Source organism: Chryseobacterium sp. MHB01 (genome assembly GCF_034651565.1).
Lineage (GTDB): Bacteria > Bacteroidota > Bacteroidia > Flavobacteriales > Weeksellaceae > Chryseobacterium > Chryseobacterium nepalense.
The window spans coordinates 12,455-25,236 of record NZ_JAYEDA010000020.1 but is presented as its reverse complement, the minus strand read 5'-3'; the positions used below and the strand labels follow the sequence as shown (position 1 = coordinate 25,236).

General features: G+C 37.0%; 11 protein-coding genes. 10 read left to right on the top strand and 1 reads right to left on the bottom strand.

The features are described 5' to 3' along the window. Positions 1–61: 61 nt before the first annotated feature. The 10 genes from U9K52_RS19955 (at position 62) to serS (ending at position 11,663) form a co-directional block, all read left to right on the top strand. The gene (locus tag U9K52_RS19955) at positions 62–2,209 is read left to right on the top strand and encodes a peptidylprolyl isomerase (RefSeq protein ID WP_263602059.1); all 2,148 of its coding nucleotides are present in this window, start codon (positions 62–64) and stop codon (positions 2,207–2,209) included. A gap of 122 nt (positions 2,210–2,331) precedes the next feature. After that, a complete protein-coding gene (locus U9K52_RS19950; RefSeq protein ID WP_248388937.1) occupies positions 2,332–3,282 on the top strand; it encodes an MlaD family protein in 951 nt (316 codons plus the stop codon). A gap of 11 nt (positions 3,283–3,293) precedes the next feature. Beyond that, a complete protein-coding gene (locus U9K52_RS19945) occupies positions 3,294–4,631 on the top strand; it encodes a 4Fe-4S dicluster domain-containing protein (protein ID WP_263602060.1) in 1,338 nt (445 codons plus the stop codon). Positions 4,632–4,717: 86 nt separating this feature from the next. Beyond that, positions 4,718–5,503 (top strand): (Fe-S)-binding protein, encoded by a 786-nt coding sequence (locus U9K52_RS19940; RefSeq protein WP_248388933.1) that lies wholly within the window; start codon positions 4,718–4,720, stop codon positions 5,501–5,503. Positions 5,504–5,534: 31 nt separating this feature from the next. Further along, positions 5,535–6,674, top strand: coding sequence for a hypothetical protein (locus tag U9K52_RS19935; RefSeq protein ID WP_263602061.1), 1,140 nt, complete (start codon positions 5,535–5,537; stop codon positions 6,672–6,674). Positions 6,675–6,699: 25 nt separating this feature from the next. Then, the gene (locus tag U9K52_RS19930; RefSeq protein WP_263602062.1) at positions 6,700–7,188 is read left to right on the top strand and encodes a hypothetical protein; all 489 of its coding nucleotides are present in this window, start codon (positions 6,700–6,702) and stop codon (positions 7,186–7,188) included. 103 nt (positions 7,189–7,291) lie between these two features. Beyond that, positions 7,292–8,428, top strand: a complete 1,137-nt coding sequence (locus U9K52_RS19925) for a glycosyltransferase (RefSeq protein ID WP_322927865.1) — start codon at positions 7,292–7,294, stop codon at positions 8,426–8,428. A gap of 1 nt (position 8,429) precedes the next feature. Further along, positions 8,430–9,683, top strand: coding sequence for a lipopolysaccharide biosynthesis protein (locus U9K52_RS19920; RefSeq protein ID WP_263602064.1), 1,254 nt, complete (start codon positions 8,430–8,432; stop codon positions 9,681–9,683). Positions 9,684–9,811: 128 nt separating this feature from the next. Beyond that, on the top strand, positions 9,812–10,315 hold the full coding sequence (locus U9K52_RS19915) for a hypothetical protein (RefSeq protein WP_322927863.1): 504 nt from the start codon (positions 9,812–9,814) through the stop codon (positions 10,313–10,315). Positions 10,316–10,382: 67 nt separating this feature from the next. Then, positions 10,383–11,663: a serine--tRNA ligase gene (gene serS / locus U9K52_RS19910; protein ID WP_312171764.1), complete on the top strand. Its 1,281-nt coding sequence runs from the start codon at positions 10,383–10,385 to the stop codon at positions 11,661–11,663. 62 nt (positions 11,664–11,725) lie between these two features. Here the strand turns inward: serS and U9K52_RS19905 are convergent, their stop codons facing one another. Then, a complete protein-coding gene (locus tag U9K52_RS19905; RefSeq protein ID WP_322927862.1) occupies positions 11,726–12,658 on the bottom strand; it encodes a T9SS type A sorting domain-containing protein in 933 nt (310 codons plus the stop codon). Between the last annotated feature and the right edge of the window lie 124 nt (positions 12,659–12,782).

The window sequence follows — 12,782 nt, the reverse complement described above, 5'->3', positions numbered from 1 at the left end:
TTTCCGTAATTTCTTAAAAATGTGTATTTTCGCAACCTGATAAAAAACTATAATTTATATAATGGCAATTTTAGGACAAATTAGGAGTAGACCTTGGCTTTTGATGGGAGTAATTGCACTGGCGCTTTTGGCGTTCCTTGTAAACCCAGACAGTATCGAAAAGGTTTTCGGTAAAAATCCTGATGTTTTAGGAAAAGTAAATGGTGAGAAAATTACCCGTGAAGAGTTTAACGACCAGCTTTTCGTACTGCAGCAGCAGGCAGATCAGCAGGGGCAGCCGAAGACCGGTCTTGAAGAGCAGGCTTGGCAGTTGCTGGTACAGTCTAAACTCATCAAACAACAATTCGAGAAAATGGGCTTCGAAATGACGGAAGATTATTTCTGGAATCAACTTCAGTATGATCAGATGTTTGCTCAGCAGAAGCAGTTTTTCGACGAAAAAGGAAACTTCAAAACCCAGGAGCTTAAAAAACAGATTGAAGATATGAAAGCTGGTTCGCCGGAAGGATACAACCAGTGGATGAAAAGCAGAAAATCTATTGAATACAGATTGATGGCGAGACAGGTTTTTGCTAATATTTCCCAGGGAATCACAACCGGGAAAAAAGAAGCAGAAGCTTTAATGAAGCAGAGAGATCAGCTGGCTGATATCGATTTCGTAAAGATTGATTATGCAACTTATCTTCAGAAAAATAATATTAAAGTTACCACTGAAGATCTTGCCAATTATATCAAGCAGCATCCTGTAATGTTCAAAGCTGAAGAAAGCAGAAACATCGGAGTGGTTTATTTCCCTTCCCAGCCAAGTGCAGCGGATGATGCCGCCACGCAGAAAGAAATCAACAAATTATTCTCTGCAGGAACGGATGCAAGCGGCGGTACGGAAAATTTCCAGAATACAAAGAATGATTCTATGTTTGTGATGGCCAATTCCGATATGCCTTACAATCCTCAGTATCTGAAACCAAATCAGTTGCCGCAGACTATTCAGGCGCAGATTCCATCTGCTGCTATCGGACAGACTTTCGGTCCTTATAAAGAACAAAATTTCTATGTAGTGTCTAAACTTTTAGACAAAAAGACATCTGACTCTACTTTATCAAGACATATTCTTATTGCTTTTAAAGGAAGCCCGGCGGGAGAGGGTGTTACTAGATCCAAAGAACAGGCTAAAAAACTGGCGGATTCTATTGGTGCAATTGTAAAAGCTAATCCAGGGAAATTTACAGAATTCTTGAAATTATCAAACGACCCGAATTCAGCAGCGCAGGGAGGAAGTCTTGGATGGACAACTCCGGAAACGCCTTTCGTACCGGAATTCCTTACCTACCTTGCTAACAATCCTAAAGGAGCAACAGGAGTGGTAGAAACTCAGTTCGGATATCATATCATCAATATCGAAGATAAAAAGCCGGGTGCAATGAGCTATAAAGTTGCCAATCTTGTAAAAGCAGTAAAGCCTTCTGATGCTACCGAAGCAGATGTAAACAAAAAAGCCAGCAGATTCGTTCAGCAGGTTCAGGGAAAATCGTTTAACGATTTCGTAAATATTGCTAAGAAAGCAAACTATCAGTTCTCAAATCCTAAGCAGGCAAAAAGATTTGATGGTCAGCTTCAAGGTTTAGGAACAGAAAAAGATCCTGAAATCCTTGCATGGGCATTTGATAAAAAGAGAGAAAAAGGTGATACCGAGCTGTTTACCGTGGACGGAACAGGAGACAAAATCGTAGTATACCTGAACGGGAAGCAGGAAAAAGGTTCTGCAGATCCTGAATCTGTGAGAGACCAGATTGAAGTAGTAGTGAAAAATAAACTTGCTGCAAAGCAGATTTCTGAGAAAATCGGAAAAGCTGGAAGCCTGGATCAGATTGCTAAGCAATTCGGAACTACAAAACAGTCTGCACAGGTTAATCTTTTAAATCCTTCAGTAGCTGGTTCTATGGAACCTAAAGTTGCAGGAGCGGCGTTCGGAGTAGCAAAAGGAAAAATTTCTAATCCGGTTGAAGGCGGAACAGGTGTTTACGTTTTGGTGAAAAAGAATGAGACGGTAAACAAGCAACCTGGAGATCTTAAACAATTCACAGAATCTGTTACCCAGAGAAATTCAGGAATGTTCGGGCAGGCTTGGCTGAAAAGCTTACAGGACAATGCTGATATCAAAGACTACAGAATTGAAATCTGGAATAAATTAGGCACTCAACAGCAATAAAATTATTTTCATAAAGATAAAAAGCGGCAAAGTTTTTGCCGCTTCTTTTGTGTTTAACGCGGAGCAATAAAGAAAAACATTCATTTAAATGTATTATATTTGCTCATAGAAAAATTTAGCAAGTGAAGTTCAGTAAAGAATTAAAAGCTGGGATAATCGCATTGATAGCCATTGTAGGCTTTGTGATACTTTTCCAATTTATGAAAGGCAGAAGCCTTTTTACTACCGATAATATATTTTACGCAAAATATGATAACGTGGAAGGGCTCGCCCAGTCTGCACCGGTTTCCATTAACGGATTAAAAGTAGGGCAGGTGGATAAGATCATTCCCAATACTTCCAAAGACGGGAAAATTGATTTCCTGGTGAAAATTACGGTTGACAATAATTTTGAATTTTCAAAAAACTCAACACTTGAGATTTTCGAGCCAGGCTTAATGTCCGGAAAAGAAATGAGAATCAACCTGATGTACGGAGGTCCCACGGCTAAAGACGGAGATACTTTAAAAGGAGCATTTAAGCTCGGAACTTTAGGGAGTCTTTCTTCTCAGGTAGGCCCTGTTAAAGATCAGCTGCAGACCGTTTTGTATAGAGTAGATTCTTTAATGTCTAGTGCAAACCAGGTGGTAAATGCCCAAAATAGAGAAGAAATCAGATTGTTGCTGGCCAATCTTAATAAAACAGTGGCTGCTCTGCAAACCACAGCAGGAAGTGTGAACAGTCTTGTAGGGCATAACGATCCTAAGCTCCAGAAAGTTTTGGATGACGCAAGCCTTACCATGCAAAGCGGTAAAGTAACCTTGGATAAATACGGTAATCTTGCAGAAAGTATTGATACACAAAAACTGAATGCTACAATTGCTAATCTTGATGCTACTGTAGGAAAGCTTAATGAAGTAGTAGCCGGAATAAATAACGGACAGGGAAGTTTAGGAAAACTGATGAAAGATGAGGAATTGTACAATAATCTAAATTCTGCATCCACCAACCTGAATTCATTAATTGAAGATGTGAAGGCAAATCCTAAGAGGTATGTTAATTTTTCAGTATTCGGGAAAAATAGTAAAGACTAATAAATAAATCCATGCAATATATCGCTCATATTATTTTTCTGATTTTATTAATTGTGGGTTTTGGCCTCTTCGCAAAAAGCTTGCAAAAGATTTATAGAAATATCAGATTAGGACGTGAAATCAACCGTAGCGACAGAAAGGGTGAACGCTGGGAAACCATGGTTAGGGTGGCAATGGGGCAAAGCAAAATGACAAAACGCCCTGTAGCAGGAATTCTGCACCTTTTTGTATATGTCGGTTTTATTATTATCAATTTTGAACTTATAGAAATTGTTGTTGACGGGATTTTCGGAACGCATAGATTTTTGGCAGCAATCTTCGGAAATACCTTCTACAGCTATTTTACAGCAACATTGGAAGTGCTGGCATTATTGGTTATAATCGGGGTTGTAATATTCTTTATCAGAAGAAATTTTTACGGAGTAAAAAGGCTTACTATGAAAGAACTTTTCGGATGGCCTAAGGAAGATGCCAACTGGATTCTTATCATTGAGTTTGCTCTTATGGTTGCTTTCTTTACTATGAATGCTTCAGACTCTATTCTTCAGGCAAGAGGGTACGATCATTTTGCTCGTCTTGGATCATTTCCGATTAGTCAGATTACCTTTGTGCCTTTTTTAGAAGTTTTCAGTTTTGATAACGGATTCTTATTCGGTATTGAAAGAGCTGCATGGTGGTTTCACTTTGTAGGCATCCTGTTCTTTATGAATTATCTTTATTATTCAAAACATTTACACATTATTTTAGCTTTTCCAAGTACTTGGTATGCCAATCTGGAGAAGAAAGGAAAATTCAATAATCTGGATTCCGTTACTCAGGAAATCAAATTAATGATGGATCCGAATGCAGACCCATATGCTGCTCCGGCCGGAGGTGATGCAGAAGCTCCTTCGAAATTCGGGGCGGAAGATATTTTTGACCTTAATCAGGTACAGTTATTAAATGCGTATTCCTGTACGGAATGTGGCCGTTGTACTGCTGTTTGTCCGGCAAATATTACCGGTAAAAAACTTTCTCCAAGGTTAATTTTAATGAAAACCCGGGACCGTCTTGAAGAGGTAGGGAGAAACATAGATAAAAACGGGAAGTTTGAAGATGATGGTAAAAAGCTGTTGAACGATTACATTACCAAAGAAGAACTTTGGGCATGTACTACTTGTAATGCTTGTACAGAAGCATGTCCGGTGTTGCTTGATCCGCTTTCCATTATTTTTGATATGAGAAGGTTTCTGGTAATGGAACAGTCTGCTGCTCCTCAGGAATTGAATCTTATGATGGCCAATGTAGAAAACAATGCTGCTCCTTGGCAATACAACCAGGCGGACCGTCTGAATTGGGCAAAAGATTAATTAATCAATTATATAATTTGAGAATTTGAGACTGAGTTATTGCATTTTCAAATTTTCAGATTCTCACATTTTTCAAATTGAAAGAGATGGATTTCAATATAAAAACAATGGCAGAATATGCTGCCGAAGGTAAATCACCCGAAGTTCTGTTCTGGGTAGGCTGTGCCGGGAGTTTTGACGACCGTGCCAAGAAAATAACGAAAGCATTTTGTAAAATTTTAAATAAAATCGGGGTTGAATTCGCTGTTTTAGGACAGGAGGAAAGCTGTACCGGAGATCCGGCAAAACGCGCCGGAAATGAATTCGTCTTCCAGATGATGGCTTTAACGAATATTGAAGTTCTTAATGCTTATGAAGTTAAAAAAATTGTTACGGCTTGTCCGCATTGCTTTAATACCCTTAAAAACGAATATCCAAGCCTGGGTGGAAACTATGAAGTTATTCATCACACGCAGTTTCTCAGAAACCTGATGGAAGAAGGAAGGCTGAAAATTGAAGGCGGGGCTTTCAGAGGAAAAAAGATTACTTTCCATGACCCATGTTATCTGGGACGGGCAAATGATGAATACGAAGCGCCCAGAGCTTTGCTGGAAAAGCTGGATGCTGAACTCGTAGAAATGAAACGCTGCAAAACAAACGGATTATGTTGTGGTGCAGGAGGAGCTCAAATGTTTAAAGAGCCGGAAAAAGGAAATAAAGATATTAATATTGAACGTACGGAAGAGGCTTTGTCTTTTGAACCTAAAGTCATTGCAACCGGATGCCCTTTCTGCAATACCATGATGACAGATGGCGTGAAACATTTTAATAAAAATCACGAAGTTGCCGTAAAAGATATTGTAGAACTGTTGGCTGAAGCTGAAGATTTATAAAATTCTGAGCAATTTTAACGAATAGCATTCCATGAAAACAGGATGGCGAATTTCCTTTTTTTTCATAATCATCATTATTGCTGTACTGAGCTTCTGGAATTATAAAAACAGGGTTTACGATTGGGATATGCCTGGCTATATAGGAAGTCTCTATACCCTGAAGTTTCCGGATGCACCGGATACAATTCGTAAACTTACCTACAGCGAAATACAAAAAAAAGCTCCTGAAGACCAGTTCAGGGATATTTTAGGAATACAAAAGCCTGCCGATAATGCCCGACAGGCTTTTGCTAATAATACACGTGCCTTCATGGAACAGTTGCCTTATTATCAGATAAAAGTAGGGTATAATCTGGGAATTCTTTTTCTCTATCAATTAGGTCTTTCTTCGCCGGATGCGGTCCTTTTCTTAAGTATAATTTCCTATTTTATTTCCGGATTACTTTTATTTTATATTATAAGAATTATTTTCCCTGAAAACTATATTCTCACAGGAGTGCTGACTATTTCAATCATGCTATTGCCTCCCATGACTTTTATGGCCAGAGTAGCCACACCGGATATGTTCGTTTTACAATTTCTGTTGATTTTTATGATGGGTATAATCAAACAATGGAAAAAGTGGACTATGTTTTCAGTTCTTTTTGCCATTACTTTTATCAGACCTGATTATATACCCTTTACATTAAGTTATCTGGCAGTAGCAGGTATTTATGGATATTTAAACAATAAAAAAATAGAAATAGCTTTTATATTACAAAGCATCATTCTTTTTACTTTATATGTATCGATCACAAATTTTTATGGTTATCCCGGTTGGAAACATCTTTTTTATGATACCTTCATCTACAGGCGTGAATTTATTTCCGGATCACCGCCGGATTTCAGCATTAACGATTATCTTGCCATAATTTTCACCAAAATTATTTACTTTAAGAAAGTTACTATAACGTCCGTAGGACTTCTCATATTAACGTTTTATCTTTCTAAAGATTTATGGATCAGAACGCTTGCTGTCTTTTTTCTAATTAATATTTATATTAAATTCCTGTTTTTCCCCCATTCATCAGGATTAAGGTTTTTCTTCGGATATATTATTTTGTTAATCATCCTTTTTCTATATGTATTGAGTAAAAAGTATAATGGGTTCAAACTCAGGAAAATTGCGTAATTTTGAATTTTAAAATGTATCAGACATGAAGATTGAAGAATCAAATATTGTAGAGACCAACGATTACAGAGTTATCATATATCCCGCATCCAGGCCTTTTGAGACAAAAGAGGCAAAAATAATTACAGAAAAGCTTTTTGATTTTCTGTCCACTTGGGCTGCGCATGGAAAACCGCTCTCATCATCGTTTAAGATTGAAAAGAATCAGTTTATTGTTATTTGTGTAGACGAAGAGAAAGAAATGGCTTCGGGATGCAGCATTGATGCATTGGGAAAAATAATGAAAGAAATTGATGATGAATACCATCTGGGTCTTTTCGACAGAATGAAAGCAAGCTTCATCGAAAATGGTGAAGTAAAAACGTTGAAACTTATTGATTTTAAAACGAAAATAAGAAGCGGAGAGATTTCTAAAGACATACAGGTTTTTGACTTTTCAAAAAATACCTATCTCGAATTTTTAGGAAATTTTCTTCTGCCCTTTGAAAGAAGCTGGGCCGCATCTATTAAATAAAATCCCGATTAATTGAATAAACAAAAAGTGGAAAACTTCCACTTTTTTTGCTTTAGTTATATTTGTGAAATTTAAATATAAAAGATCCTATTAATTATCCCGGATGAAAGTATCTAAACTCCTTTTTTTAACAACCGCTCACAGACATGATGATGACAGGATATTCTATCATCAGGCCAAAGCATTGAAAGAACAAGGATATGAGGTGAAAATCTGCAGTCTTTCATCAGAATTTCAGGGCACGGTTGAAGGGATTGAAATAGAATCCTATGCCGTCCTGGAAAGAAGTGTTTCTGAAAAGAAGAAGATTCTGGAAAAAATGTGCATCGCGTATCAGCCGGACGCTGTCATCTGCTCAGAACCTTTAGCCGTAATAGCAGCAAAAAGCATCAGAAAGAATAAAAATATAAGTATTATCTATGATGTCACGGAATGGTATCCATCCATGAGGATGGTAGAAAGATTTTCTTTTCCATTTAACCTTATTCATGCAATAAAGTTTTTTCTTATTCAGTTATATGCGGGATGGATCAGCACCCATTATATTTTCGGAGAAAACACAAAGAAGTTTCCTCTGGCGTATTTCTTTCCGTTTAAAAAATCAATAGTGTTACCCTATTATCCGGATGATATTTATATTAGGCAACATATTAAAAGCCTGGATTCGGACAAAATAACACTCTGCTACACAGGACAGTTTTCTGAGGAAAAAGGAATCGGTAATTTTTTTGCCGCGGCAGATAGTCTGAGAAAAAAAGCACCTGAACTTAAGATCTCAATCCTTTTAATTGGCGGTTCCAGAAAAGAAAAAGACGAAAAATATTTTTCCGGACTGGTAAAAAAATACCATTTTGAAAATCTCAGAATAGAAAAGCCGGCGGCTTTTGAAACCTTTACGGAAGCTTATGCTGATGCAGATATCTGTTTTGATCTGAGAACCATGAATTACGAAAATCATCATTGTCTGCCGATTAAGATATTTTATTATGCAGCCTCCGGAAAACCTGTAATTTATACGGATTTAAAAGCTACACGACAGCATATTGATGTGTCAAAATTCGGGTTTTTGGTTGATCCTGAAAATTCTGAGAGAATTTCAGATATTATTCTGAATTATATCAAGAACCCTAAAATTTATTCGGAGCATGCTCAGAATGCGAGAAAAGAGTATGAAACGAAGTATGCCTGGAATGGTATTAAAAATAATTTCGTCAACTTCATCAAAAAATCATTAGCATAAGATGAAGGAGACTATTTTTAAAACTTTTGTTTCCCGGTTTTTAATCCTGATCCTGAATTTCGGGCTGGTAATTTACTCCACCAATATGTGGGGAAGCAGTGGAAAAGGGTTGATATCGATTATCATTGCAGACCTTACCATCATCAGTTTTTTTGCGAATATCTTTGTAGGCAGCAGTATGAGCTATTTTGCAAGAAAATTCAGAACTGAGGAAATCCTGCCTTTTGCTTATCTTTGGGCTGTTATTACGGGAATTCTGATTCCTGTTTTGTTCAGTTCCGGCCATGCTGCAGAATATTCCGGTTACCTTATCGGGCTTTCGGTGATGTCTTCACTTCTTACGGCGAATGTAAATTTGTTCGTAGGCCAGCAGAATATCAAAATGTTCAACTTATATACGGTTTTACAGCAACTCGTGCACATCATATTCATCATCATAATTGTTTATTGTATCAAAATTACCTCTGTTAATGCCTATTTCATTGCCCAGATAAGTTGCTTTACGCTACTGTTTTTTATCACTGCCATTCAGTTAATAAAAAAGGCTGATTTTAAAAAAATATTGATCTCAAAGGATATTGGTTTCCAATTGTTTAATTATGGCTGGAAAATACAGTTGAGTACATTTCTACAGTTTCTCAATAACAGGCTTTCATTTTATTTTCTTGAATATTTCAGGGGAATTATAAGTGTCGGTGTTTTCTCGGTGGGAATTGCCTTCTCCGAAGCTGTATGGACTGTAAGCAGAAGTCTTTCTGTAGTTCTCTATGCAGATGTGGTAAATGATACGGATTTTAATAGTGCAATCGAAAAAACAAAAATATCCCTGCGCATCAGCTTCCTTATTACCCTTCTGTTTATTTCTATCATGCTGATGATTCCTGCGCACTGGTATGCCATGATTTTCGGTAAAGATTTCGGGGAGACAAAAGAAATTGTTTTGTTACTTTCGCCCGGTATTTTAGCGATAGCCGTGAGCAATATTATCGGATATTACTTCGCAGGAATTAATAAATTGAGAATTTTAAATGTTAAATCTCTTGCGGGGCTCATCTTTACCATTATCTCTTCATTTTTTATCATTCCGAAATGGGGAATCAAAGGAGCCTGTATTATAAACTCTGCTTCCTATTGCCTTTCATCGGGAGTTCTTTTTTGGAGGTTTTATCAGATTACCGAATTTCATATTCGTGATTTCATCTTGTCCAGAAAAGAAATTCATCTTCTGCTAAAGAAAATTGTGAAAACTCATTGATTAAATTTATCAGAGATTTAAACATTTTTAAAGTTGAATATAATCTAAATACAGATTGCTGTTAATTAATCCTGAAAGCCAATAAAATCAGAGGAAAAATTGAAAATAAGTTTTTATCTTTGCTGTACATGAAGAATATTTTTTTCGGAGTTCTGGTTATTTTTTTTGCTTTCCTAAGTTGCAGGACAGAGGAGGATGATTTGCAGAATATCGACCAGATCCTTAATATTTATATGAAAAATACATCCGGGAGAGATCTTTTTAAAAATAAAAAGGATTCTTCTTATTTCACGTATTCAATGAACGATGACAATGGTGCCGCAGATCTTGCTCCTGTCAACAGCAGCCTCCGTGCAACTGCAGATTCCACACTTTTTATTGAATATATTGCAGGCGCAAGAAGAATAGGGATTGATACTTTAAATCCGGATAATAAAATCTATCGTTCTGATATAACAGTTTCTTTGATCAAGAGGCTTAATAATACTGCTTTAGATACTATTGAGGATAAACTTAGAATTGAATACAGAATGACGCCGTCCGTGTTCGAAGTCTCGAAAGTATATTATAACGGTACCTTAAGATTTACAAAACAGCCCGGTTCCCCGAATGTTGTTACAATCGTAAAATAATTTTATACATTTGCAAAACTGTTGACATTCTGATGTTCAACATTCTAATAACTAACATCTAAATAAAATGTTACAAGTCAATTTTTTGCGCGACAACAAAGAGCGCGTTTTAGAGGGTCTTAAGAAAAGACAATTCAGGAATCTTGAGTTGGTGGATCAGGCTATTGCTACCGACGACGAAAGAAGAAAAATTCAGTTCGAACTGGATTCCCAGCTTTCCGAAAGCAATAAAATTTCCAAGGAAATCGGACTTTTGATGAAAGAGGGAAAAAGAGAAGAAGCCGAATCTGCAAAATCTAAAACAGCACAGCTTAAAGAGTCTACGTCCGAATTGAAATCACAATTAGATGTCAGAGAAAAAGAACTGATCAATATCCTATACCAGCTTCCGAATATTCCTCATGAACAAGTGAAGAGTGGTGCTTCTGCAGACGATAACGAGGTTATTTACCAGTCTCACGATGTTGAAGGTCTTGGAGAAGGAGCGATCCCTCACTGGGAACTGGCAAAAAAATACAACCTAATTGATTTTGAGCTTGGGGTGAAAATTGCCGGAGCAGGTTTTCCGGTTTACTTAGGAAAAGGAGCACGTTTGCAGAGAGCGCTGGTTCAGTATTTTCTTGATAAAAACGTAGAAAAAGGATATATGGAGGTCAATCCTCCTCACGTGATAAACGAAGCTTCCGGATACGGAACAGGTCAGCTACCGGACAAAGAAGGACAGATGTATGAGATTGCTAATAATACAACCTCCGAAACATTATTTTTAATTCCTACAGCAGAAGTACCGGTTACCAATCTGTACAGGGATGTATTATTCGAGGAAAAGGATTTACCTGTAAAGAATACAGCTTTTTCTCAGTGCTACAGAAGAGAGGCGGGAAGTTATGGTGCTCACGTAAGAGGACTGAACCGTCTTCATCAGTTTGAAAAAGTAGAAATTGTAAGAATTGAAAAGCCAGAAAATTCTTATGCGGTCTTAGAAGAAATGGTAGAACATATTAAAGAAATTCTGAGTGATCTTGAACTTCCTTACAGAGTGTTAAGACTTTGCGGCGGAGACACCGGTTTTGCTTCTGCCATGACCTACGACTTCGAAGTCTGGAGTGCTGCCCAGGAGAAATGGCTGGAGGTGAGCTCTGTTTCCAATTTTGAAACCTTCCAGGCGAACAGATTAAAATGCCGTTACAAAACAGACGGAAAGTCCCAGCTTGTACATACCTTAAACGGATCTGCAATGGCGTTACCGAGAATTATGGCTGCTTTGCTGGAAAACAATCAGACAGAGGATGGGATTAAGCTTCCAAAAAAGATTGCAGAATATGCGAGATTTGATGTGATAAACTAATCAAAAAATAAAAACCACTGATATTCAGTGGTTTTTTTATTCAATAGTATTTACCTATTTTTTTACTCCTTAATAAATTTTGTTGAAGCTGAATTTCCGTTTTTATCGATTGTTTGTAAAATATAATTTCCTTTTGCCAATCCGTATACATTGATTTGTGGGATCTTAACTGAATTTTTCTGGGAATAGACTTTTTGTCCAACTAAATTGAAAATATTCAATTCCATAATATCATTATCAGATTTTACATACAGCTGATCTTTTACCGGGTTAGGGTAAACTGATGTTCCTCCATTGATCTCAACAGACTTTACCCCTAAAGTACCTGCGGAACTAATTTTCACATAAGAAAAATTTCCCTGCAATACACTTGTAGAGCTGGACCAGCATGATGTGAATAAGCTTCCATATCCTGTTGCGCTTGTTCCTACCGCCTGGTTTGAGGTTGATGTACCGTTGCTTCCAGTATGCCGTATTTCAATAACCAGATTGCTACCTGTGTAAAGATAAGGAGTGGTGAAAGTAATATCAAAGCTGAATGTATTGTTATTTGCCACTGAACCGGCTGGTATTGAAAGGCTTCCGGACCGAACCTGTGTCTGAGTTCCTACAACGTTTGCTGCAAAATTTAGCTGTGCGTTGGCAGGATTTACACCATCACTAAGATAAATCTGATAATCAGGATAAGTAATATTAGAAGCAGGCCATGATGAAGCTGCCGTACTCGGTATTTTGAACGATATTGATGAAAGGTACTTCCCCGATAAAGTAGTCAATTGTGTATCATCAATAACCATTTGATATGTTCTCGTAGAATTGGCAAAAGGACCTGTAAAGGTACTTACAACCGTTAAATCGGGAACTGTTACCGAAGTTTGGGCTTTTACTCCCGAATAAGTAAAAAATAAACCTGCTGCGAATGCGAGCGTTGTTGTTTTTCTTGAATTTAGCCATTTTGATGGCTCAAATTTCGTAAAAAGTAGTTTTATAAGCATATATTAAATTTTTAGTTACGATAAAGGTACAAAATTGATTTTGCAATAAAATCGCATTTAATAAATAATGTTAGTAATATTTTTAAATTTTTTATATAATTGTTTTATAAATAAATTGTTATAT

What these genes read in the sequence shown, in the direction of transcription:
- U9K52_RS19955 (WP_263602059.1), top strand. Translation starts at nt 62, where the DNA reads ATGGCAATTTTAGGACAAATTAGGAGTAGACCTTGGCTTTTGATGGGA.
- U9K52_RS19945 (WP_263602060.1), top strand. Translation starts at nt 3,294, where the DNA reads ATGCAATATATCGCTCATATTATTTTTCTGATTTTATTAATTGTGGGT.
- U9K52_RS19940 (WP_248388933.1), top strand. Translation starts at nt 4,718, where the DNA reads ATGGATTTCAATATAAAAACAATGGCAGAATATGCTGCCGAAGGTAAA.
- U9K52_RS19935 (WP_263602061.1), top strand. Translation starts at nt 5,535, where the DNA reads ATGAAAACAGGATGGCGAATTTCCTTTTTTTTCATAATCATCATTATT.
- U9K52_RS19930 (WP_263602062.1), top strand. Translation starts at nt 6,700, where the DNA reads ATGAAGATTGAAGAATCAAATATTGTAGAGACCAACGATTACAGAGTT.
- U9K52_RS19925 (WP_322927865.1), top strand. Translation starts at nt 7,292, where the DNA reads ATGAAAGTATCTAAACTCCTTTTTTTAACAACCGCTCACAGACATGAT.
- U9K52_RS19920 (WP_263602064.1), top strand. Translation starts at nt 8,430, where the DNA reads ATGAAGGAGACTATTTTTAAAACTTTTGTTTCCCGGTTTTTAATCCTG.
- U9K52_RS19915 (WP_322927863.1), top strand. Translation starts at nt 9,812, where the DNA reads ATGAAGAATATTTTTTTCGGAGTTCTGGTTATTTTTTTTGCTTTCCTA.
- serS (WP_312171764.1), top strand. Translation starts at nt 10,383, where the DNA reads ATGTTACAAGTCAATTTTTTGCGCGACAACAAAGAGCGCGTTTTAGAG.
- U9K52_RS19905 (WP_322927862.1), bottom strand. Translation starts at nt 12,658, where the DNA reads ATGCTTATAAAACTACTTTTTACGAAATTTGAGCCATCAAAATGGCTA.